At 73.0% G+C, this 22,993-nt stretch carries 13 protein-coding genes; 11 read left to right on the plus strand and 2 right to left on the minus strand.

Annotated elements, in window-relative coordinates; translation table 11 throughout:
• Positions 1-32 precede the first annotated feature (32 nt).
• The 4 genes from dapF (at position 33) to hflX (ending at position 7,002) form a co-directional block, all read left to right on the plus strand.
• Entirely contained in the window at positions 33-914 is an 882-nt protein-coding gene (gene dapF / locus ABZ945_RS08830; protein WP_361266111.1) for a diaminopimelate epimerase, read from the plus strand.
• Between the two features lie 359 nt (positions 915-1,273).
• Positions 1,274-3,508: an HD domain-containing protein gene (locus ABZ945_RS08835; protein WP_361266114.1), complete on the plus strand. Its 2,235-nt coding sequence runs from the start codon at positions 1,274-1,276 to the stop codon at positions 3,506-3,508.
• Between the two features lie 99 nt (positions 3,509-3,607).
• Complete coding sequence (locus ABZ945_RS08840) at positions 3,608-5,197, plus strand: M1 family metallopeptidase (RefSeq protein WP_361266116.1); 1,590 nt, start codon at positions 3,608-3,610, stop codon at positions 5,195-5,197.
• A gap of 311 nt (positions 5,198-5,508) precedes the next feature.
• On the plus strand, positions 5,509-7,002 hold the full coding sequence (gene hflX, locus ABZ945_RS08845) for a GTPase HflX (protein ID WP_361266118.1): 1,494 nt from the start codon (positions 5,509-5,511) through the stop codon (positions 7,000-7,002).
• A 170-nt stretch (positions 7,003-7,172) separates the two neighbouring features.
• On the opposite strand, the gene ABZ945_RS08850 is transcribed toward hflX, so the two are convergent.
• Positions 7,173-8,357 carry a hypothetical protein gene (locus ABZ945_RS08850; RefSeq protein ID WP_361266121.1) on the minus strand — a complete coding sequence of 395 codons (1,185 nt, stop codon included), beginning with the start codon at positions 8,355-8,357 and terminating at the stop codon, positions 7,173-7,175.
• Positions 8,358-8,879: 522 nt separating this feature from the next.
• Between ABZ945_RS08850 and ABZ945_RS08855 the strand changes: the two genes are divergently transcribed.
• The 5 genes from ABZ945_RS08855 to ABZ945_RS08875 all read left to right on the plus strand — a co-directional run bounded on the left by ABZ945_RS08855 (position 8,880) and on the right by ABZ945_RS08875 (position 17,752).
• Positions 8,880-10,304 carry a diaminobutyrate--2-oxoglutarate transaminase family protein gene (locus ABZ945_RS08855; RefSeq protein ID WP_361266123.1) on the plus strand — a complete coding sequence of 475 codons (1,425 nt, stop codon included), beginning with the start codon at positions 8,880-8,882 and terminating at the stop codon, positions 10,302-10,304.
• Positions 10,305-10,336: 32 nt separating this feature from the next.
• Positions 10,337-12,367, plus strand: coding sequence for an IucA/IucC family protein (locus ABZ945_RS08860; protein ID WP_361266125.1), 2,031 nt, complete (start codon positions 10,337-10,339; stop codon positions 12,365-12,367).
• A 331-nt stretch (positions 12,368-12,698) separates the two neighbouring features.
• Positions 12,699-13,436 carry a GNAT family N-acetyltransferase gene (locus ABZ945_RS08865; protein ID WP_361266127.1) on the plus strand — a complete coding sequence of 246 codons (738 nt, stop codon included), beginning with the start codon at positions 12,699-12,701 and terminating at the stop codon, positions 13,434-13,436.
• 323 nt (positions 13,437-13,759) lie between these two features.
• Positions 13,760-15,577, plus strand: coding sequence for an IucA/IucC family siderophore biosynthesis protein (locus ABZ945_RS08870; RefSeq protein WP_361266392.1), 1,818 nt, complete (start codon positions 13,760-13,762; stop codon positions 15,575-15,577).
• A 183-nt stretch (positions 15,578-15,760) separates the two neighbouring features.
• The gene (locus ABZ945_RS08875) at positions 15,761-17,752 is read left to right on the plus strand and encodes an ATP-dependent DNA helicase (protein ID WP_361266130.1); all 1,992 of its coding nucleotides are present in this window, start codon (positions 15,761-15,763) and stop codon (positions 17,750-17,752) included.
• Between the two features lie 178 nt (positions 17,753-17,930).
• On the opposite strand, the gene lexA is transcribed toward ABZ945_RS08875, so the two are convergent.
• Positions 17,931-18,728 (minus strand): transcriptional repressor LexA, encoded by a 798-nt coding sequence (lexA, locus tag ABZ945_RS08880; RefSeq protein WP_361266132.1) that lies wholly within the window; start codon positions 18,726-18,728, stop codon positions 17,931-17,933.
• Between the two features lie 600 nt (positions 18,729-19,328).
• Between lexA and nrdR the strand changes: the two genes are divergently transcribed.
• Together nrdR and ABZ945_RS08890 are read left to right on the plus strand one after the other, a co-directional pair.
• Complete coding sequence (gene nrdR, locus ABZ945_RS08885) at positions 19,329-19,841, plus strand: transcriptional regulator NrdR (protein ID WP_361266134.1); 513 nt, start codon at positions 19,329-19,331, stop codon at positions 19,839-19,841.
• 258 nt (positions 19,842-20,099) lie between these two features.
• Positions 20,100-22,988 carry a vitamin B12-dependent ribonucleotide reductase gene (locus ABZ945_RS08890; protein WP_361266136.1) on the plus strand — a complete coding sequence of 963 codons (2,889 nt, stop codon included), beginning with the start codon at positions 20,100-20,102 and terminating at the stop codon, positions 22,986-22,988.
• The last annotated feature ends 5 nt before the right edge of the window (positions 22,989-22,993 follow it).

The raw sequence follows: 22,993 nt of genomic DNA on the forward strand, positions 1-22,993 counted from the left end.
GGTTGTCCTACCCCGGTCGTACGATGGGCCCCGTGAACACCGCACCCATCGCCTTCCTCAAGGGCCACGGCACCGAGAACGACTTCGTGATCGTGCCCGACCCGGACAACGCGCTCGACCTGCCGGCCGCCCTGGTGGCCCGGCTGTGCGACCGGCGCGCGGGGATCGGCGGCGACGGGCTGCTGCACGTCGTCCGGTCCGCCGCCCACCCCGAGGCGCGGGAGTCCGCCGGCGAGGCGGAGTGGTTCATGGACTACCGCAACGCGGACGGCTCGGTCGCCGAGATGTGCGGAAACGGCGTGCGGGTGTTCGCCCGCTACCTCCAGCACGCCGGGCTGGTCACCGCCGGGGACCTCGCCGTCGCCACCCGCGGCGGCGTCAAGCACGTCCACCTCGCCAAGAACGGCGAGGTCACCGTCGCCATGGGCCACGCCAGGCTGCCCGAGGAGCAGGCCACCGTCAGCGTCGGCGAGCGCAGCTGGCCCGCCCGCAACGTCAACATGGGCAATCCGCACGCCGTCGCCTTCGTCGAGGACCTGGCCCACGCCGGCGACCTGTACAGCGAGCCGCCGTACAGCCCCGCCTCGGTCTACCCGGACGGGGTCAACATCGAGTTCGTCGCCGACCGGGGCCCCCGTCATGTGGCCATGCGCGTCCACGAGCGCGGTGCCGCCGAGACCCGTTCCTGCGGTACCGGGGCATGCGCCGTGGCGGTGGCCGCCGCCCGCCGGGACGGGGTCGACCCTGCCCTCACCGGCACCCCCGTCACGTACACCGTCGACGTTCTCGGCGGCACCCTGGTGATCACCGAGCACCCGGACGGCGCCATCGAGATGACCGGCCCCGCCGTCATCGTGGCCGAGGGCCACCTCGACCCGGCCTGGTTCGACGCGGCGGCCGGCGCCTCGGGCTGAGCCCTGCGCCTATCGGTAGGCGTGGGGGCGGCCAGTTGCTGTTGCGGCAACTGGCTGAGGCCGCCGCCGCACCTGCATCACCGGCACCAGCCGCCCCACCTGCATCACCGACACCATTGGTCCCACTGGCACCGTCTGTCGCGCCCGTGCCATCTATCCCATCGGACCCATTGGGTGGGCCGGGGCCTTACCCGTGTGGGGGTTCGACTAATCGCTGGAGGTTCGCTCGAACGGGTGGTCCCGTTCACGCTGAGCGAGAGCGGGACAGCGCACCGTGGTGGGGTCGGTAGCATCAAGCACCGGCCCGGCGGGCGTGTCGAGCCCCGCCCTCCGCCGGTCGACTCGCCGGAGGTGCCCCCATGAGCGCAGAGGCTGCCAGCCCCGCCCCAGCTCCCGCCCCCGCTCCGCCTCCTCGGCGCCGCGCCCGTCCGAGGATCGACCTCCGCAGACTCGGCCGCGCCGCCCTGTTCGCCCCCGCGCTGCTCGGTCCCGCCTCCCGGGACCGGCTGTCCGACGCCATCGGCCATGTCGCCGACGCCCACCGCGCGCATCACCCCGACGCCGACCTCGATGTGCTGCACCGGGCCTACGTCCTGGCGGAGTGCTCGCACCGCGGCCAGTTCCGCAAGAGCGGCGAGCCCTACATCACCCATCCGCTCGCCGTCACCCTGATCCTCGCCGAACTGGGCGCCGAGACGACCACGTTGACCGCCTCGCTGCTCCACGACACCGTCGAGGACACCGAGGTGACCCTTGATCAGGTCGGTTGTGCATTCGGAGACGAGGTGCGTTACCTGGTCGACGGCGTCACCAAGTTGGAGAAGGTCGACTACGGCGCCGCCGCCGAACCCGAGACCTTCCGCAAAATGCTGGTCGCCACCGGCAACGACGTACGGGTCATGTCGATCAAGCTCGCCGACCGGCTGCACAACATGCGCACCCTCGGGGTGATGCGCCCGGAGAAGCAGGCGCGGATCGCCAAGGTCACCCGGGACGTGCTCATCCCGCTCGCCGAACGGCTCGGCGTCCAGGCGCTCAAGACCGAACTGGAGGATCTGGTCTTCGCCATCCTCCACCCCGCCGAGTACGAGGAGACACGCGCCCTGGTGGCCGCGGACGCCGGACCGGACGCGCTGGCGGCGATCGCGGAGGACGTCCGCGGGGTGCTGCGCGAGGCCCGGATCACCGCCGAGGTGCTGGTCCGCCCGCGCCACTTCGTCTCGGTCCACCGGGTCCGGCTCAAGCGCGGCGAGCTGCGCGCCACCGACTTCGGGCGGCTGCTGGTCCTGGTCGAGGAGGACGCCGACTGCTACGGCGTACTCGGCGAGCTGCACACCTGCTTCACCCCGGTGGTCTCGGAGTTCAAGGACTTCATCGCGACCCCCAAGTTCAACCTGTACCAGTCGCTGCACACCGCCGTCGCCGCGCCCGACGGAGCCGTCGCCGAGGTGCTGATCCGCACCCATCGGATGCACAAGGTCGCCGAGGCCGGGGTGGTGGCTCTCGGCAACCCCTATGCGGCTCCGGCCCATACGGACGACCCCCCTGCGGTCGCGGTCGCTTTGGAAGGTGAGGAGGGCAAGAAGGGCGAGGGCCTGACCGGTCCTGGGGTGGACCCGGACGGTACGGAGGACGGTGAGCGGCACGATCCGACCCGGCCCGGCTGGCTCTCCCGGCTGCTTGCCTGGCAGCGGCACGCGCCCGACCCCGACACCTTCTGGGCGACCCTCCGCGTCGACCTGGCCCAGGACGGCGAGATCACCGTCTTCTGCCCGGAGGCCGGCCCGCTCGCCCTGCCGGCCGGGGCCACCTGTGTGGACGCCGCCTACGCCCAGTACGGCGAGGCGGCCCATGACTGCGTCGGCGCCCGGGTCAACGGCCGCCTGGCCGCCCTGAGCACCGTCCTCGCCGACGGCGACGCCGTACAGCTGCTGCTCGGCCACCAGCCGGCCGCCCCCGTCCCCGCCTCCGGGCCGTCGCCGGAGTGGCTGGACTGCGCCATCACACCCGCCGCGCGGATCGCGATCGGCGGATGGCTCGCCGCCCACCCGCCGGCCCCGGCGGCCGACCCCGTGCCGACCCGAGCGGACGAGCCCCGGGCGGCGGTGGCGGCCCCGGACGCCCTGCCCGGCCGCCCGCGGGGGTCCGACCGGAACACCGCCGGCTGCGCCGTGCTCGCCGGGCCCCCGGACGCCCTGGTGCGACTGGCCCGCTGCTGTACCCCCGTACCGCCGGACGCGGTGACCGGGTTCGCGGTACGGGGTGGCCAGGTCACCGTCCACCGGGCCGCCTGCCCCGCGGTCGCCCGGATGGCGGATGCAGGGCGGGAGGCGGTGGCCGTCGGCTGGGGCGAGGCCTCCGGGTGCCGGGTCACCCTGGTCGCCGAGGCGTTCGGGCGCCCCAGGCTGCTCGCCGACCTCACCGAGGCCATCGCCACCGCGGGCGCCGCGATCGTGGCGGCCACCATCGAGCCGCCCAGCGAGCAGCGGGTGCGCCACACCTACACCCTCCGGCTCGCCGACGCCGCGGAGCTGCCCGCGCTGATGCGGGTGATGCGGCAGGTCGCGGGCGTGTACGACGTCGGCCGGGCCTGACGGCCGCCCCTGAGCGCGTACGCAAGGGAGGGCGGCCGTTCGGGTGCGCGGGGCGCGCGCCGTCCCGGTCGGGGAGCGGAGCCCTGGTAGCGGTTGCCCATGTCCCTCACACCGCCCTTCCGGGCCCGCCGCGGCACCCCGCCCGCCTCACGTACCCCTCGCGCCCCACGCACCTCACGCCTCACTCGGGTCGCGCTGGCCGTCCTCGCCTCCGGCGGGCTGCTGGCGGCCGCCGCGCCCGCCCCCGAGCCGCTGGGCATCGGCGACCCGCTCTTCCCGCACCTGGGCAACCCGGGGTACGACGTCCTCGCCTACGACCTCGCCTTCACCTACGGCGGCGACAACACCAAGCCGCTGCCCGCCGTCACCACCGTCGACGCCCGGGTCACCGACCGGCTGGAGAGGATCAACCTCGACTACACCCACGGCACCGTCCAGTCGGTCGCGGTGGACGGGCGGCCGGCCGAGTTCGTCCGCAGCGGGGAGGACCTGGTCGTCGACCCGGGCCGCGCGCTGGAGGCGGGCGAGCGGGTGCGGATCACCGTCGCCCACCGCAGCGACCCGACCGGTCCCCAGGGCGCCGGCGGCTGGGTGCGCACCGCCGACGGGCTGGCCATGGCCAACCAGGCCGACGCCGCGCGCCGGGTCTTCCCGAGCAACGACCACCCGTCCGACAAGGCCCCGTTCACCTTCCACGTCACCGCCCCCAAGGACCTCACCGTGGTGGCCAACGGGCGCCGGATCGGCTCGGTGTTGAGCGGCGCCACCCGGACCTGGCTCTACCGCGCCGCCGAGCCGATGGCCACCGAGCTGGCCCAGGTCTCCATCGGCCGCTCCACCGTGCTGGAGCGCACCGGACCGCGCGGACTGCCGGTGCGCGATGTCGTCCCCACCGCCGACGTCACCCTGATGACGCCCTGGCTGAAGCGGACCCCGTCCCATCTGGAGTGGATGGAGCGGAAGACCGGCCGCTACCCCTTCGAGACGTACGGGGTGCTCATCGCCTCCGCCGACACCGGCTTCCAACTGGAGACCCAGACGCTCTCGCTCTTCGAGCGGTCGCTCTTCACCGCGTCCGGGCTGCCCGACTGGTACATCGAGTCGATCATGGTGCATGAGCTCGCCCACCACTGGTTCGGCAACAGCGTCTCGCCGCGCCGCTGGGCCGACCTCTGGCTGAACGAGGGCCATGCCACCTGGTACGAGATGCAGTGGGCCGAGGAGGAGAAGGGGGTCGCGATGACCACCCGGATGCGCCAGGCGTACGCGGAGTCCGACGGCTGGCGCAAGGCGGGCGGCCCGCCGGCCGCGCCCCGGCCGCCCGCCGCGGGCCAGCAGATCAGCCTGTTCCGGCCGGTGGTCTACGACGGCAGCGCGCTGGTGCTGTACGCGCTGCGCCAGGAGATCGGCACCGCCACCTTCGAGCGGCTGGAGCGGCGCTGGGTGACCGACCACGCGCACGGTACGGCGAGCACCGACGACTTCGTCCGGCTCGCCTCGGAGGTGGCCGGCCGGGACCTCGGCGGCTTCCTGCATGGCTGGCTGTACGGCGAGAAGACGCCGCCCATGCCGGGCCACCCGGACTGGCGCGCCGCCGCGCCGGTCAAGGCCGCGCAGCCGGGGAAGGAGACGGTCGAGGGACCGGGCCACCCGCACCACTTCACGGGCCCGGCCGCCGGGAAGCGCTGACCCTTCGCCGGGGCGGGGGCCGGACCCGCCCGCCCCCGGCGAAGGCCGGTGGAAAAGGCGGTGACGGGGCCGGCGGCTCATGGGACGATCGACGTGTCGCGCCGGCACCGCCGGGCGGCCCGGACCAGGCGCGGAGCCCGCGCCGGGCGCACGGCCCCAGGCCTCGGCCCCCGCCGGGAATCATCCGGGTGGGTCACGCGTTGTGACGGTGACGGTGTACGACCGCCGAGGATGGTCGTCGGCCCCCGTCACCGTTCCGCCAGGCCCGGCCCAGCCGAGCCATCCGTATCCCCGACCAGGTAAAGGATCCAATGACCTCCTCTTCATCCCCTTCCCAGGACACGCAGAACTTCGCGGACACCAGCCGCACCGAAGGCCGCCGGGCCGATGCCCTGATGGAAGAGGACGTCGCCTGGAGCCACGGACACGACGGGGAGCGTGACGGCGACCAGTTCGACCGGTCCGACCGCGCCGCCCTCCGCCGGGTGGCCGGTCTGTCCACCGAGCTGGAGGACGTGACCGAGGTCGAGTACCGCCAGCTGCGCCTGGAGCGCGTGGTGCTGGTCGGCGTCTGGACCACCGGTACGGCCCGGGACGCGGAGAACTCCCTCGCGGAGCTGGCCGCGCTCGCCGAGACCGCGGGAGCCGTGGTGCTCGACGGCGTCATCCAGCGCCGCGACAAGCCGGACCCGGCCACCTACATCGGCTCGGGCAAGGCCGACGAGCTGCGGGACATCGTGCTGGAGACCGGCGCCGACACCGTCGTCTGCGACGGTGAGCTCAGCCCCGGCCAGCTCATCCACCTCGAAGACGTCGTCAAGGTGAAGGTGGTCGACCGGACCGCGCTGATCCTGGACATCTTCGCCCAGCACGCCAAGAGCCGTGAGGGCAAGGCTCAGGTCGCGCTCGCGCAGATGCAGTACATGCTGCCGCGGCTGCGCGGCTGGGGTCAGTCGCTGTCCCGGCAGATGGGTGGCGGCGGCGGTGGCGGCATGGCCACCCGCGGTCCCGGTGAGACCAAGATCGAGACCGACCGGCGGCGGATCCGCGAGAAGATGGCGAAGATGCGCCGGGAGATCGCGGAGATGAAGACCGGCCGCGACATCAAGCGGCAGGAGCGCCGCCGCAACAAGGTGCCCTCGGTCGCCATCGCCGGATACACCAACGCCGGCAAGTCCTCGCTGCTCAACCGGCTGACCGGGGCCGGTGTCCTGGTGGAGAACGCCCTGTTCGCCACCCTGGACCCGACCGTGCGCCGGGCCGAGACGCCCAGCGGGCGGCTGTACACCCTGGCGGACACCGTCGGCTTTGTCCGGCACCTGCCGCACCACCTGGTCGAGGCGTTCCGCTCCACCATGGAGGAGGTCGGTGACTCCGACCTGATCCTGCATGTGGTGGACGGCTCGCACCCGGCCCCGGAGGAGCAGCTGGCGGCCGTACGCGAGGTGATCCGCGACGTCGGCGCGACCGACGTGCCGGAGATCGTGGTGATCAACAAGGCGGACGCGGCCGATCCGGTCGAGCTCCAGCGGCTGCTGAGGATCGAGCGCAACGCCATCGCGGTCTCGGCGCGCACCGGTGCCGGCATCGACGAGCTGCTCGCGCTGATCGACGCCGAGCTGCCCCGGCCGCAGGTCGAGATCGAGGTGCTGGTGCCGTACACCGAGGGGGCGCTGGTCTCCCGGGTGCACGCCGAGGGTGAGGTCCTCTCCGAGGAGCACACCCCGGAGGGCACCCATCTCAAGGGCCGGGTGCACGAGGAGCTCGCCGCGTTCCTCGCGCCCTATGTGCCCACGGTGCACTGACGACGCGCTGATTCCGCAGGCCTCGCGGCCCCGAAGGCCCGCCTCCCGGTCGGATCATCCGACCGGGAGGCGGGCCTTCCGCCTGTTCCGCCTGTTGTACGTACGCACCTTGTACGTACGCACCGCCGGCGCCGCCCGTACGCGTACGGGAACGGCGGCCGGGCCCGGCGTCAGCGGCCGGCGAACTTGCGGCTGACCGCCTCGTAGACGCCCTTGGCGCCCTGGTCCAGACGGGGGCCGGCCAGCCAGCCGCCGGTGACCGGGCCGATGGAGGTGTTGGACACCAGCGCCGGCTTGCCGTCGCGGCCGGTGCCGACCCAGCCGCCGCCGGAGGCCCCGCCGGTCATCGTGCAGCCGATCCGGTACATGGTGGGCTGGTCCGCCTCGATGGACAGCCGGCCCGGCTCGCCCTGGCACCGGAACATCCGCTGCCCGTCGAACGGCGGCGCGGCCGGGTAGCCGGTGGCCTGGAGGCTGCCCGCCTCGGCCGCCGCCGGTGCCGCGAACTCCACCGGCAGCGCCGTACCGACCGTCTCCTCCAGGGACGTGCCGTCGCCGCCCTTCTCCGGGGTCACATGGATGACCGCGTAGTCGTACGGGGCGCCCTGGCCGCCGGTGCTGGCGCCCTGGTCGATCCACTGCTCGGAGGTCTGCGCCCAGTCGCCCCACCACACGCCGTACGGCGCGATCTCCTCGCGGTTCGCGTCCTCCAGCTGCGCCGCCGAATCGCCGGAGTCGTTGTACGAGGGGACGAACGCGATGTTGCGGTACCAGCCGCCCTCCTTGCCCGCGTGCACACAGTGGCCGGCCGTCCAGACCAGGTTGGACTTGCCGGGGTTGGCCGGGTCCTTCACCACGGTCGCCGAGCAGACCATCGACCCCTGCGGGCCGTCGAACAGCACCTTGCCGGAGGCCGGAGAGGCCGAGTGGTACGGGCTCCGCACCGCCTGCGCCTCCACCGGCGCGGGCTCCGGGTCGGTCACCGCCTCGTCACCGGAGATGTCACCCTCGTCCACCGGGCGCTGCGGCTCCTCCGCCTCCCGCATCCGGTCCGGGTCCCACAGGTCCTCGATGATCGGGTTGACGTAGTCCTTGGCCTCACGCAGCCAGCGGTCCTGGTCCCAGTTCTTCCACTCGCCGTCACGCCACTTGTCGATGTCGATGCCGTGCTCCTTGAGCCGGCCCTTGAGGTCCTCCGAGATGGTGAAGCCGTCGGACCCCGAGCTCGCGGTCTGCGTGGCGGAAGCGGACGGCTCGCCGCCCGCGTTGTCCTCGCCGGGCCCGCAGGCGGTGGCGGTGAGCGCCAGCACCGCGGCGGCACCGGCCGCGGTGAGCAGCGGACGTATCGGTCGCATGTGGTGATCCCCCAGGGAACTTCGGGTTCGGGTTCGGAAACGGCTCGGCGTACGTGCGGCGGCACGGGGACGGCGATACGTACGGCACCGGAGTGCGGCCCCCACTATGCCGTGCCGGAGGGGACGGCTTCCGCGAAGGCCGCGGTTCCGTCCAAGGCGGCGGCCAACCCGGCGAACTGGGCGTCCGAGGGGCTCTGATGGGCCGCGACCGCGGGTATCCGCGAAAGCGGGCCGCCGTCCGTGCGGTGCGGCGGCCACCGGTGATCTCCCGGTGACCAGCGCTCAACCGGGGTGCGGGAAAGGGTGGTCGCGGGTATCCGGTCCGTCATCGATGATCTTCATCGCAGCCGTGTTCCTGAACGGGGGTGGTCGTTGGTACGTAGGGGGACCTGAGGACGGCGTCTCACCGCCCTCCGCGGCGGACGCCGACACACCCATGCGCACCGCGCCGGCACCGATGGCCCGCTCCGTGCGCGTATCGATCCCGCGCGCAGCGCGACCGTGACCGGGAGGACGAAAGCCGTGGCCCTGACCCACACACCGGTGGCACCCACGTCCGTACACGAGGGCATCCTGCGCCGGCAGTCGCTGAGGGAGTCGGCCGCCCGGACCTACGCCCGGTCACTGCCGATCGTCCCGGTGCGCGCCCGGGGGCTGACCATCGAGGGCGCGGACGGCCGCCGCTATCTGGACTGCCTCTCCGGAGCCGGCACCCTCGCCCTGGGCCACAACCACCCGGTGGTGCTGGAGGCCATCAAGAAGGTCATCGACTCCGGTGCCCCGCTGCAGGTGCTGGACCTCGCCACCCCGGTCAAGGACGCCTTCACCACCGAGCTGTTCGCCACCCTCCCGCCCGGGCTCGCCGACGACGCCCGGGTGCAGTTCTGCGGCCCGGCCGGCACGGACGCCGTCGAGGCGGCGCTCACCCTGGTCCGTACCGCCACCGGCCGCGGCGGGCTGCTGGCCTTCACCGGCGCCTACCACGGCATGACCGCCGGAGCGCTCGCCGCCTCCGGGGGCGCCCCGGACGTCCGGGTGACCCGGCTGCCCTACCCGTACGACTACCGCTGCCCGTTCGGCACCGGCGGCGAGCGGGGCGCTCAACTCGCCGCCCGCTGGGCGGAGAACGTGCTCGACGACCCCAAGGCCGGTGTCCCCGCGCCGGCCGGGATGATCCTCGAACCGGTGCAGGGCGAGGGCGGGGTGATCCCCGCCCCCGACGGGTGGATGCGCCGGATGCGGGCGCTCACCGCGGACCGCTCCATTCCGCTGATCGCCGACGAGGTGCAGACCGGGGTCGGGCGCACCGGGACCTTCTGGGCGGTCGAGCACAGCGGTATCGTCCCCGATGTGATGATCATGTCGAAGGCCATCGGCGGATCCCTTCCGCTGGCCGTGATCGTCTACCGCTCCTCACTCGACCAGTGGCGCCCGGGAGCCCACGCCGGGACCTTCCGCGGCAACCAGCTCGCCATGGCCGCCGGCGCCGCCACCCTCGCCTACGTCCGGGAGAACCGCCTCGCCGAGCGCGCCGCCACCCTCGGCGCCCGGATGCTGGGCCGGCTCCAGAGCCTCGCCGCCGCCCACCCCTGCGTCGGTGACGTCCGCGGTCGCGGACTGATGATCGGCGTCGAGCTGGTCTCGCCCGCTTCATCCGGACCACCTGTCCCGCCGGGCCCGGACTCCGCACCGGACGGCGGTGCACCGACCGGGGAGACCGGCGCCCCGCCCGCCGACCCTCGGCTCGCGGCCGCCGTCCGGCGCGAATGCCTCCGCCGGGGCCTCATCGTCGAACTCGGCGGCCGCCGCAACGCCGTCGTCCGCCTGCTGCCTCCGCTCACCCTCACCGACGAACAGGCGGAAGCCGTCCTCGACCGCTTCGCCGACGCCCTGGCCGCCGCGGAACGCGCCGCACCGCACCCGGACGTCCCCGCCGCCCTCGGCTGACGTCCGCCCCCACTCACCAGAAAGCGCACACCGTGAACCCCACCCCCGTACCCGACGCGGCCGGCGCCGACGGCCGCCCCACCCGCCCGCACCACGACACCCCGCTGACCGTGAACCCCCATGCCGCGGGATCCCCACACGCTTCGGGGTGTGCGGCCGCGGTCGAGTCCACCACCGTGCCGCGCCAGCCCCACGGGGCCTACGACGCCCTGCCCGCCGGCGGGACGGCGGCACCCGACGGAGCCTGCCCCTGCACCGAGCCGGCGGCCGACCGGGGAGCGACCCGGGGCGAGGAGGGCCCGGAGGAAGCCGACCCTCTCGACCACCCGGACGCCGGCCGGGCCGCCGACACCGCGGCCACCGAGAACCTGCTGCGGTGCTGGGTACGGGAGACCGGCCTGGCCCGCCCCGACGGCCGCACCCTCCGGGTTCCGCTGGACGCCAGCGGTACGGCACTGCTGGTCCCCGTGCGCTACTGGTCCCCGACCGGCTGGCACCGTTTCGGAGCCCCCCTCCTCGAAGGCGCCCCACCCGCCGCCCCGCCCGTCGACGCGGTGACCGTGGCCGCGCTCATCGGCCGGGAGTCCGCCGGCGCCGCTTCCGGCGGGGGCACGCCCTCGGGCGACGGCGCCGACCTGGTCGGCCGGGTCGCCGACTCGGTCCGCCGCACCGCCGACTTCATCACCGACCGGCGCGCCCGGCCAGAGGTCCGCCCCGAGGCCGACCTCTTCCTCACCGCCGAGCAGGCCCTGCTCCTCGGCCACCCGCTGCACCCGACGCCCAAGAGCCGCGAGGGGCTGTCCGACGCGGAGGCCTGGCTCTACTCGCCCGAGCTGCACGGCTCCTTCCCGCTGCACTGGCTGGCCGTCGATCGGTCCGTGCTCGCCGCAGACTCGGCCTGGACCGAGCAGGGGCGGACCGTGCCCGCCGAACGGATCACCGCGGACCTCGCCGACGGGCTGGCGCTGCCGGACGGGACGGCCGCCCTGCCCGTGCACCCCTGGCAGGCCCGCGAGGTGCTGGGCCGCCCCGAGGTCGACGCACTCGTCTCCGCCGGGCTGCTGACGGCCCTCGGCCCGTACGGCGCACCCTGGCACCCCACCTCCTCCATCCGCACCGTCCACCGCCCCGGCGCCCCCGCCATGCTCAAGCTGTCGCTGGGCGTACGGATCACCAACTCCCGCCGGGAGAACCTCCGCAAGGAGCTCCACCGGGGCGTGGAGGTGCACCGCCTGCTCGGCACCGGGCTGTCCGAGCAGTGGCGGGCCGCGCACCCCGGCTTCGACATCGTGCGCGACCCCGCCTGGCTCGGCGTGGACACCCCCGCCGGCGAGCCGGTCGCGGGCCTCGACCTGATGATCCGCCACAACCCTTTCGGCTACGGCGACGACGCCGTCTGCATCGCCTCCCTCACCGCGCCCCGCCCCTGGCCCGGGCAGGACCGGATGCGCTCCCGGCTGGAGGTCACCGTCTCCCGGCTGGCCGCCCGCACCGGCCGGACCGTGGGGGCGGTGGCGGAGGAGTGGTTCCTCCGCTATCTCGACCAGGTGGTGCGCCCGGTGCTGTGGCTGGACGGCACGGCGGGGGTCGCCCTGGAGGCGCACCAGCAGAACACCCTGGTCCTGCTCGACCCGGACGGCTGGCCCTGCGGCGGCCGCTACCGCGACAACCAGGGCTACTACTTCCGGAACTCCCACCGCGATGCTCTGGAGCGCCGCCTTCCCGGCATCGGCACCGCCAGTGACACCTTCGTCTCCGACGAGGTCACCGACGAGCGCTTCGCCTACTATCTCGGCATCAACAACGTCCTCGGGCTCATCGGGGCCTTCGGTGCGCAGGGCCTCGCCGACGAGCGCCTTCTCCTCGCCGCCTTCCGGCAGTTCCTCCACCAGGCCGCCGGACTCGGCTCGCCCCTGCCGGCCCGGCTCCTGGAGAGCCGCACCCTGCGCTGCAAGGCGAACCTCCTCACCCGCCTGCACGGCCTGGACGAACTCGTCGGACCGGTGGACACCCAGTCCGTCTACGTCACCATCGGCAACCCCCTGCATGACTCAGCCGCATGACTGAGCCGCATGGCTGATCCATACGCCTGGCCCGCCTGACCGGCCCGTGCGCCTGACCCGTACATCCGACCCGTACGCCTGAGAGGAGCCCGCCTCCCGAACTCCCCGCCGCCGGCCCGACCGTCACCTCCCCGTACGCACACCCCCCACCGGAACAGCGCAGACCCGTACTGCTGAGAGGAGCGCCACCATGCCTCCCCCCGACCGCGGGGCCCGCCCGGGCCGCGACGCCGACATAGGCACCAGCCCCGAGGCGGAGGCCCCGTCCGGCGCCAGGCCGGTACCGGCCCCCGGACCCGGCCCGGTCTCGGTACCCGGAGGCCATCGGGGCGTGGCAGCGCCCGGTGCCGCCGCCCCGGGTGCGGGCGGTCGGAGCAGTACGGCTGTCGCGGGCGGCGCGGACCGGGGGACGGCCGAGCGCGGCGGCGGGTACGGGGCCGGGGCCGACCCCGCCGCCGGTGGCGAAGCCCGTCCGGTGCGGGGCGGTGATCGGGGAGGTGAGCTGGTCGGCGGCATCGAAGGCTGGGGTCCGGTCGCCACCACCGTCGGCCGCTTCCGGCTGGTCCCGGTGCGGCTGGACCGGGATCTGGCGATGATCACCGAGTGGATGAACGAGCCCGCCGTCGCCGCCTTCTGGGAGCTCGCCGGCCCCGAGTCGGTCACCGCCGACCACCTCCTTCCCCAACTCGACGGCGACGGCCGCAGCGTGCCCTGCCTCGGGGTCCTCGACGGCGTCCCCATGAGCTACTTCGAGATCTACCGGGCCGATCTCGACCCGCTGGCCTCGGCGTATCCGGCCCGCGAGCACGACACCGGCGTCCACCTCCTCATGGGGGGTGCCACCCACCGGGGGAGGGGGGTGGGCACCGCGCTGCTGAGAGCGGTGACCGATCTCGTCCTGGACCACCGGCCCGCCTGCACCCGGGTCGTCGCGGAGCCCGATCTGCGCAACACCCCTTCCGTCTCCGCCTTTCTCAGCGCCGGCTACCGCTACTCCGCCGAACTCGATCTTCCTGACAAGCGAGCGGCCCTCATGGTCAGCGACCGGTCCCTGCGGCACCTGCTCTGAAGCCGCCCGCTGCCGTGCGTCCACCGCTCGCCCGATCCGTATCGGTCCCACCCTGAGGAGTCCCTGTGCCGAAGTCCCCTGCCACCCACGACTCCACGGAGCCCTCCGTCTCCCGGTCTTCCGACTCTCCCTCCTCCGCCGCCGGCCCGTCCGCGCCGCCGCTCCCCACCGCCGCGCGCCCCGTCTCCCCGTCCTCTCCTGCTCTCCCCGGTGTCCCTCCGTCTCCGGCCGCCCCTGCTGCCGCCGCCTCCCCGGCCTCCGCCCCGCCGGCCTCCGCTCCCCAGGCGGGCGCTCCCACCGCCGACTCGCCGTCCGGCGCCGCGATACTGGCCGCCCCCGCCGAGCTGCGGGCCTCCACCTGGCTGAGCGCCTCGCGCCGCCTGCTGGCCAAGACCCTCGGAGAGTTCGCCTACGAGGAGATCATCGAGCCGGTGCCCGTGGACGGCCCGGCAGCGACCACCGCCGCGGGTGCCGACGGCTCCGGCCGCGAGTACGCCCTCGGGCTGGACGACGGCTCCCGGATCGGCTTCCACGCCCGCCGGACCGCCTACGGCAGCTGGCGGGTGGACGCCGACTCGATCACCCGCACCGACCCGGACAGCGGTGCCACCGCCCCGTACACCGATCCGCTGGACTTCCTGGCCAGGGCACGCGGGACCCTCGACCTGGACGGAGCCACGCTCGGACACCTCGTCCGCGAACTGACCGCCACCCTCTCGGCCGACGCCCGGCTCGAAGACACCGCACTGCCCGTCGGGCGACTCGCCGACCTCGGCTACGCCGAACTGGAGGGACACCAGACCGGCCATCCCTGGATCGTGCTCAACAAGGGCCGGGTCGGCTTCTCCGCCACCCAGACGGCCACCTGGGCACCGGAGGCCCGGACCCCCGTCACCCTGCCCTGGATCGCGGTCAGCAGGACGCTGGCCACCTACCGCGGTATCTCCACGCTCTCCACCCCCGACGACCTCTACTCCGGTGAACTGGGCGACGGTGTCCGTGAGACCTTCACCGCCGTACTGCACGCCCGGGGCCTGGACCCCGCGGACTACCTCCTCCTCCCCGTGCATCCCTGGCAGTGGGACGAGGTGGTGGTGCCCCTCTACGCCCCCGCCATCGCCGACAACCTCATCGTGCCACTCCCCACTGACAACGACCTCCGACTGCCCCAGCAGTCGATCCGGACCTTCCTCAACCTCAGCGACCCGGACCGGCACACGGTCAAGCTGCCGCTGTCCATCCTCAACACCCTGGTGTGGCGAGGTCTGCCCACCGAACGCACCCTGGCCGCGCCGGCGGTCACCGCCTGGGTGCACGCGCTGCGCGACGGCGACCCGTTCCTGACCGAGGAGTGCCGGGTGGTGCTGCTCGGCGAGGTGGCCTCGGTCACCGTCGAGCACCCGCTGTACGACCGGCTGCCGGAAGTCCCGTACCAGTACCGGGAGCTGCTCGGCGCCATCTGGCGGGAGCCGCTGCGGCTGCCGCCCGGGGAACGCGCCCGCACCCTCGCGGCCCTGCTCCACACCGACCCCGACGGCCGGGCGTTCACCGCCGAACTGGTCGCCCGCTCGGGGCTGGAGCCGGGGGAGTGGCTGCGACGGCTCTTCGCCGCGCTGCTGCCGCCGTTGCTCCACTTCCTCTACCGCTACGGCACGGTCTTCTCGCCGCACGGCGAGAACGCCATCGTCGTCTTCGACGAGCACGACATCCCCGTCCGGCTGGCGATCAAGGACTTCGTGGACGACGTCAACGTCAGCGCGGCGGTGCTGCCGGAGCACGACTCGATGCCCGAGGACGTCCGGGCCGTGCTGCTCACCGAGGAGCCGGACTTCCTGCCCCAGTTCATCCACTCCGGGCTGTTCGTCGGTGTCTTCCGCTATCTCGCGCCGCTGTGCGAGGAGCAACTGGGTTTCGCCGAGGCGGACTTCTGGTCACTCGTCCGGGCGGAAGTGCTGCGCTACCAAGGCCGCTTCCCGGAGCTCGCCGACCGCTACGAGCTCTTCGACCTGCTCACCCCCCGGATCGACCGCCTCTGCCTCAACCGGAACCGGCTGCACCTGGACGGCTACCGGGACCGCCCGCAGCGCCCGCACGCGGCGGTGCACGGCACCGTCCCCAACCCGCTCGCGGCCCGTGACTGATCGCGGGACAGCGGACAGCGGGCCGGGCGTCCGCGACTGAGGGCGGGACAGCGGTCGGCCTTTCGGACCCGATCGCTTCCGCCTGGAAGTGATCGGGTCCGGCCGTTGCCCGATCGTCGCCCGGCGGGTGATCCGGTCGCCCGGCCGCCCGTTGTCGGTGGTGCCCCGTAGGGTGGACGGGCTATGACGAAGCCATCCCTCCCCGAGCTCCTGCACGCCGCCGTGACCGCCGTCGGCGGCATGGAGCGGCCTGGCCAGACCGCCATGGCCGAGGCCGTCACCCAGGCCATCGACGACGGCTCCCATCTGCTGGTCCAGGCCGGCACGGGCACCGGCAAGTCCCTGGGATACGTGGTGCCGGCCCTGGCCCACGGGGAGCGGGTGGTGGTCGCCACCGCCACGCTGGCCCTCCAGCGGCAGCTGGTCGAGCGCGATCTGCCGCGCACGGTGGAGGCGCTCCATCCGCTGCTGCGGCGCCGGGCCGAGTTCGCCATGCTCAAGGGCCGGTCGAACTACCTCTGCCTGCACCGGCTGCACGAGGGCATGCCGCAGGACGAGGAGGAGGGGCTGTTCGACCAGTTCGAGGCCGCCGCGCCCTCCAGCAAGCTGGGGCAGGACCTGCTGCGGCTGCGGGACTGGTCGGACGATACGGAGACGGGCGACCGGGACGATCTGACGCCGGGTGTCTCGGACCGGGCCTGGGCCCAGGTGTCCGTCTCCTCCCGGGAGTGCCTGGGCGCCTCGAAGTGCGCCTATGGCGCGGAGTGCTTCGCCGAGGCGGCCCGTGAGCGGGCCAAGCTGTCCGATGTGGTGGTCACCAACCACGCGCTGCTGGCGATCGACGCGATCGAGGGCGCCCCGGTGCTGCCGCCGCACGAGGTGCTGATCGTGGACGAGGCGCATGAGCTGGTCTCCCGGGTCACCGGGGCCGCCACCGGCGAGCTCACCCCCGGGCAGGTCAACCGGGCCGTGCGCCGGGCGGCCAAGCTGGTGGACGAGAAAGCGGCGGACCAGCTCCAGACCGCCTCCGAGGGGTTCGAGCGGCTGATGGAGCTGGCCCTGCCGGGGCGGCTGGAGGAGGTCCCGGAGGACCTCGGTTACGCGCTGGCGGCGCTGCGTGACGCGGCCCGTACGGTCATCTCGGCCCTGGGCGGCACCCGGGACCGGTCGGTGCAGGACGAGGACGCGGTGCGCAAGCAGGCCATGGCCTCGGTGCAGAACGTCCATGACGTGGCCGAGCGCATCACCCAGGGCTCCGAGTACGACGTGGTCTGGTACGAGCGGCACGACCGGTTCGGTGCCTCGCTGCGGGTGGCGCCGCTCTCCGTCTCGGGCCTGCTGCGCGAGAAGCTGTTCTCCGACCGCTCGGTGGTGCTGACCTCGGCCACGCTCAAGCTGGGCGGGGACTTCAACGGGGTCGGGGCCTCGCTGGGGCTGCCTCCGGAGGGCACGGTCGGTACGGCGGACGAGGACCTTCCGTCCTGGCGCGGGATCGACGTCGGTTCGCCGTTCGACTACCGCAAGCAGGGCATCCTCTATGTGGCCCGGCACCTGGCCACCCCCGGCCGCGAGGGCGGCCGAGGGGACATGCTGGACGAGCTGGCGGAGCTGGTCGAGGCCGCCGGGGGCCGTACGCTCGGCCTCTTCTCCTCGATGCGGGCCGCGCAGGCGGCGGCGGAGGAGCTGCGCGGCCGGCTGGACAAGCCGATCCTGCTCCAGGGCGAGGACACCCTCGGTGAGCTGATCAAGAACTTCGCGGCCGACCCGGAGACCTGCCTGTTCGGCACCCTCTCGCTGTGGCAGGGCGTGGACGTCCCGGGCGCGAGCTGCCAGCTGGTGGTCATGGACCGGATCCCGTTCCCCCGCCCCGACGATCCGCTGATGAGCGCCCGGCAGAAGGCCGTGGAGGAGGCCGGGGGCAATGGCTTCATGGCCGTGGCCGCCACCCATGCCGCCCTGCTGATGGCCCAGGGGGCCGGGCGGCTGGTGCGGGCGACCGGGGACCGGGGCGTGGTCGCCGTGCTGGACCCTCGGTTGGCGACGGCCCGCTACGGAAGCTACCTCCGCGCCTCACTGCCGGACTTCTGGTACACCACGGACCGCAACCAGGTCCGCCGCTCCCTCGCCGCCATCGACGCGGCCGCCCGCGCGGGGGACGGCGCAAGCACCGGCTGACCCGCGCAGAGCGGACAGGGGCGGGCCCCGGAACCGGCGCAGTGGGTTCCGGGGCCCGGTCGTAAGCCGGCGGGTCGGGGCCGACGGTGCGGGCGGGAGGCCTCACACCCGCCTCAGCCCCTCACACGCGCCGGGAGCCCTCACACGCGCCGGGAGCCCCCACACGCGCCGGGAGCCCTCACACGCGCCGGAGCACGGCGACCACCTTGCCCAGGATGGTGGCCTCGTCACCGGGGATGGGCTGGTACGCGGCGTTGTGCGGAAGCAGCCAGACATGGCCGTCCTCCCGCTTGAAGCGCTTGACCGTGGCCTCGCCGTCCAGCATCGCGGCCACGATGTCGCCGTTCTCCGCGACCGGCTGGCGACGGACGGTCACCCAGTCCCCGTCGCAGATGGCGGCCTCGATCATCGAGTCACCGACGACCTTGAGGACGAAGAGCTCGCCGTCTCCGACCAGCTGCCGGGGGAGGGGGAAGACGTCCTCCACCGACTCCTCGGCCAGGATGGGCCCACCGGCCGCGATCCGGCCGACGAGCGGGACATAGGAGGCGGCGGGCTTGCCGGTGGTGTCGGTGGGCTGGCTGCTGGGCTGGTCGGAGCCGCGGACCTCGTACGCCCGGGGGCGGTGCGGGTCCCTGCGCAGGAAGCCCTTCCGCTCCAGCGCCATCAGCTGGTGCGCCACGGAGGAGGTGCTGGAGAGGCCCACCGCCTGGCCGATCTCCCGCATCGACGGCGGGTACCCCCGGCGCTGGACGGAATCCCGGATCACCTCGATCACCCGCCGCTGCCGCTCGGTGAGCCCGGAGCTGTCGGCCCTGATGCCTGGGGGGCGTCCAGGGAGGGAGCGCGCGGGCTTGGCGCCCTCCGGGCCCGTACCCGGGTCGCCGGCGGCGCGCACCGGTTCGAAGCGGCCGGGCGAGCGGTCCTGTGCTGCCTGGGCGGTGATGGTGGCGGCACTGTCTGCGGTGGTGGTCACGTCAGCCCCTCTCGAATGGTCTCCCTAGCTGGACAACGGTAGTTGCTTTCGAAAGGTTGCGCCAAACACACGTTCGAGTGAAAAATCGCGGATTGGCTTACCAGTGCGGCTGGCGAGGTGTATGTGCGATCGCCGCGCGGGGGTGGTCGCACGGACGTCCACCCGTCGCCGGGCGACGTCGACCATCGCCGGGCGGGCGTCGGGCCATTGCCGGGCCGTGCCGCCGCCTCGCCCGCGTTCCGTACCGGGTGCCGCCGGGCTTCACCGTAGTGGCCCGGGTGGCCGCCGCCCCGGGCGGGTGGGGCGGGTCCGCCCCGGGCCCCGGCGGGCATCCGGGTTCGGGCGGCCGCCGTGGTTCCCGTAGGCTCGGGGCCGGCCCCTGGCTCCCCGTGCCGCTCGCCTGCCATCCGTACCGCAAGGTGCGTGTCGCGAACGGGGTAGACCCTAGATCTAGTGGTTGGATTGCTCCGGTCACCCAGAAGTAGTGGTCCCGGGGCTTCCGGGGCTCTGGCGATCGCCTATGCTGGTGGCTGCCTCGCAGGGCTCGTCCCGAGCCTGCGGCGGGGCTGTCGAGTCGTGCTGTGAGGGAGGGTTGGGACCATGCACTGCCCCTTCTGCAGGCACCCCGACAGTCGGGTCGTGGACAGTCGCACCACCGACGACGGGACGTCCATCCGACGCCGCCGCCAGTGCCCCGACTGCTCCCGCCGCTTCACCACGGTGGAGACCGCGTCCCTGATGGTGATCAAGCGGAGCGGGGTCACCGAACCCTTCAGCCGCACCAAGGTCATCTCCGGGGTGCGCAAGGCGTGCCAGGGCCGCCCGGTCACCGAGGACGCGCTGGCCCAGCTCGGCCAGCGGGTCGAGGAGGCGGTGCGCGCCACCGGCAGTGCCGAGCTGACCACCCACGACGTCGGGCTCGCCATACTCGGACCGCTCCAGGAACTCGACCTCGTCGCGTACCTGCGCTTCGCGTCCGTGTACCGGGCGTTCGACTCGTTGGAGGATTTCGAGGCGGCCATCGCGGAGCTCCGCGAGCGGCAGCCCGACGGCGCCGCGGACGGCAAGGAGACGCCGGCCGGCGTCCCCGTACCGGCCAAAGCCGCCGACTGAGCGCGCGGCCGGCCGCCCCTCACGGCGGAGCGGCCGCTGAATCGGCCCACCGGCCCGCCGACGCGCTTCGGCGCGAGGTCGCCGGGGCCCGAGAGGACCGCCGGGCGGCGGGACCGTCCACGGCCGGGGTGCGGCCGCAGCGCGGCACACATGCGTGTCGCGGGCCCTGAGCTTGGGGCCCGCGACGACAGACAGATAGTGGATGCCCGGGGAAGTTCTGGGCAGTCCAGAGTGTTTTGCCCGTATATGGGAGGCGGCATGACAGAGACGGCGAGCAGCCCGGCACGTGGGACCCGTACCAAGGGTTCGAAGGCCGGCAAGGGGCTGCGTATCGAGCGCGTCCACACGACCCCCGGTGTGCATCCGTACGACGAGGTGGTCTGGGAGCGTCGTGACGTCGTCATGACCAACTGGCGGGACGGCTCGGTCAACTTCGAGCAGCGGGGCGTCGAGTTCCCCGACTTCTGGACGGTCAACGCGGTCAACATCGTCACCAGCAAGTACTTCCGCGGCGCGGTCGGCACCCCGCAGCGCGAGACCGGTCTGAAGCAGCTCATCGACCGGATCGTGAAGACGTACCGCAAGGCCGGTGAGGACTTCAACTACTTCGCCACGCCCGCCGACGCGGAGATCTTCGAGCACGAGCTGGCGTACGCCCTGCTGCACCAGGTGTTCAGCTTCAACTCCCCGGTCTGGTTCAACGTCGGCACGCCCCAGCCGCAGCAGGTGTCCGCCTGCTTCATCCTGTCCGTCGACGACTCCATGGAGTCGATCCTCGACTGGTACAAGGAGGAGGGCATGATCTTCAAGGGCGGCTCCGGGGCCGGCCTGAACCTCTCCCGTATCCGCTCCTCCAAGGAGCTGCTCTCCTCCGGCGGCAACGCCTCCGGCCCGGTCTCCTTCATGCGCGGCGCCGACGCATCCGCCGGAACGATCAAGTCCGGTGGCGCCACCCGCCGGGCGGCCAAGATGGTCATCCTGGACGTCGACCACCCCGACATCGAGGACTTCATCAAGACCAAGGTCACCGAGGAGGAGAAGATCCGCGCCCTGCGCGACGCGGGCTTCGACATGGACCTGGGCGGCGACGACATCACGTCCGTCCAGTACCAGAACGCCAACAACTCCGTCCGGGTCAACGACGCCTTCATGAAGGCCGTCGAGGAGGGCGGGAAGTTCGGGCTGCGCGCCCGGATGACCGGCGAGGTCATCGAGGAGGTCGACGCCAAGTCGCTCTTCCGCAAGATGGCCGAGGCCGCCTGGGCCTGCGCCGACCCCGGCATCCAGTACGACGACACCATCAACCACTGGCACACCTGCCCGGAGTCCGGCCGGATCAACGGCTCGAACCCCTGCAGCGAGTACATGCACCTGGACAACACCTCGTGCAACCTGGCCTCGCTGAACCTGATGAAGTTCCTCAAGGACGACGGCCTGGGCAACCAGTCCTTCGAGGCCGAGCGCTTCGCCAAGGTCGTCGAGCTGGTCATCACCGCGATGGACATCTCCATCTGCTTCGCGGACTTCCCGACCCAGAAGATCGGCGAGAACACCCGCGCCTTCCGCCAGCTGGGCATCGGCTACGCCAACCTCGGCGCCCTGCTGATGGCCACCGGCCACGCCTACGACTCCGACGGCGGCCGCGCGCTGGCCGGTGCCATCACCTCGCTGATGACCGGCACCTCCTACCGCCGCTCGGCCGAGCTGGCCGCGGTCGTCGGCCCGTACGACGGCTACGCGCTGAACGCGACCGCCCACAAGCGGGTCATGCTCCAGCACGCCGACGCCAACACCAAGGCCGTCCGCGTGGACGACCTGGACACCCCGGTCTGGGCCGCCGCCACGGAGGCCTGGCAGGACGTGATCCGGCTCGGCGAGAAGAACGGGTTCCGCAACTCCCAGGCGTCCGTCATCGCCCCGACCGGCACCATCGGCCTGGCGATGTCCTGCGACACCACGGGCCTGGAGCCCGACCTGGCGCTGGTCAAGTTCAAGAAGCTGGTCGGCGGCGGCTCGATGCAGATCGTCAACGGCACCGTCCCGCAGGCCCTGCGCCGCCTGGGCTACCAGGAGGAGCAGATCGAGGCGATCGTCGCCCACATCGCCGAGCACGGCAACGTGGTCGACGCCCCCGGCCTGAAGCCTGAGCACTACGAGGTGTTCGACTGCGCCATGGGCGACCGGTCCATCTCCGCGATGGGCCACGTCCGGATGATGGCCGCGATCCAGCCGTGGATCTCCGGCGCCCTGTCCAAGACGGTCAACATGCCGGAGTCGGCGACCGTCGAGGAGGTCGAGGAGATCTACTTCGAGGCCTGGAAGCTGGGCGTCAAGGCGCTGGCCATCTACCGCGACAACTGCAAGGTCGGCCAGCCGCTCTCCGCCAAGAAGAAGGAGCAGGAGAAGGCCGAGGTCACCGAGAAGGCCGAGGAGACCATCCGGGCCGCGGTCGAGAAGGTCGTGGAGTACCGCCCGGTCCGCAAGCGCCTGCCCAAGGGCCGCCCCGGCATCACCACCTCCTTCACGGTCGGCGGCGCCGAGGGCTATATGACCGCCAACTCCTACCCGGACGACGGTCTGGGTGAGGTCTTCCTGAAGATGTCGAAGCAGGGCTCCACCCTGGCCGGCATGATGGACGCCTTCTCCATCGCCGTCTCGGTCGGCCTCCAGTACGGGGTGCCGCTGGAGACCTACGTCTCGAAGTTCACCAACATGCGCTTCGAGCCGGCCGGTATGACGGACGACCCGGACGTGCGGATGGCGCAGTCCATCGTGGACTACATCTTCCGCCGCCTGGCGCTGGACTTCCTGCCCTTCGAGACCCGTTCGGCGCTCGGCATCCACTCGGCCGACGAGCGCCAGCGCCACCTGGAGACCGGCTCGTACGAGCCCTCCGAGGACGAGGTGGACGTCGAGGCCCTGGCCCAGTCCGCCCCGCTCCACCGCGAGGCCCCGGCCGCCCCGGCCACCCCGCGGCAGGTGGACACCCCGGAGCGGAAGCAGGCCCACACCTCGGCGGAACTGGTCGAGATGCAGCTCGGCATCAGCGCGGACGCGCCGCTCTGCTTCTCCTGCGGCACCAAGATGCAGCGGGCCGGTTCCTGCTACATCTGCGAGGGCTGCGGCTCCACCAGCGGCTGCAGCTGAGCGGC

Source organism: Streptomyces sp. NPDC046887, assembly GCF_040644755.1.
Taxonomy (GTDB): domain Bacteria; phylum Actinomycetota; class Actinomycetes; order Streptomycetales; family Streptomycetaceae; genus Streptomyces; species Streptomyces lichenis.

Coding starts and splice junctions, on each gene's coding strand:
- ABZ945_RS08835 (WP_361266114.1), top strand. CDS start 1,274: ATGAGCGCAGAGGCTGCCAGCCCCGCCCCAGCTCCCGCCCCCGCTCCG.
- ABZ945_RS08840 (WP_361266116.1), top strand. CDS start 3,608: ATGTCCCTCACACCGCCCTTCCGGGCCCGCCGCGGCACCCCGCCCGCC.
- hflX (WP_361266118.1), top strand. CDS start 5,509: ATGACCTCCTCTTCATCCCCTTCCCAGGACACGCAGAACTTCGCGGAC.
- ABZ945_RS08850 (WP_361266121.1), bottom strand. CDS start 8,357: ATGCGACCGATACGTCCGCTGCTCACCGCGGCCGGTGCCGCCGCGGTG.
- ABZ945_RS08875 (WP_361266130.1), top strand. CDS start 15,761: ATGACGAAGCCATCCCTCCCCGAGCTCCTGCACGCCGCCGTGACCGCC.
- nrdR (WP_361266134.1), top strand. CDS start 19,329: ATGCACTGCCCCTTCTGCAGGCACCCCGACAGTCGGGTCGTGGACAGT.
- ABZ945_RS08890 (WP_361266136.1), top strand. CDS start 20,100: ATGACAGAGACGGCGAGCAGCCCGGCACGTGGGACCCGTACCAAGGGT.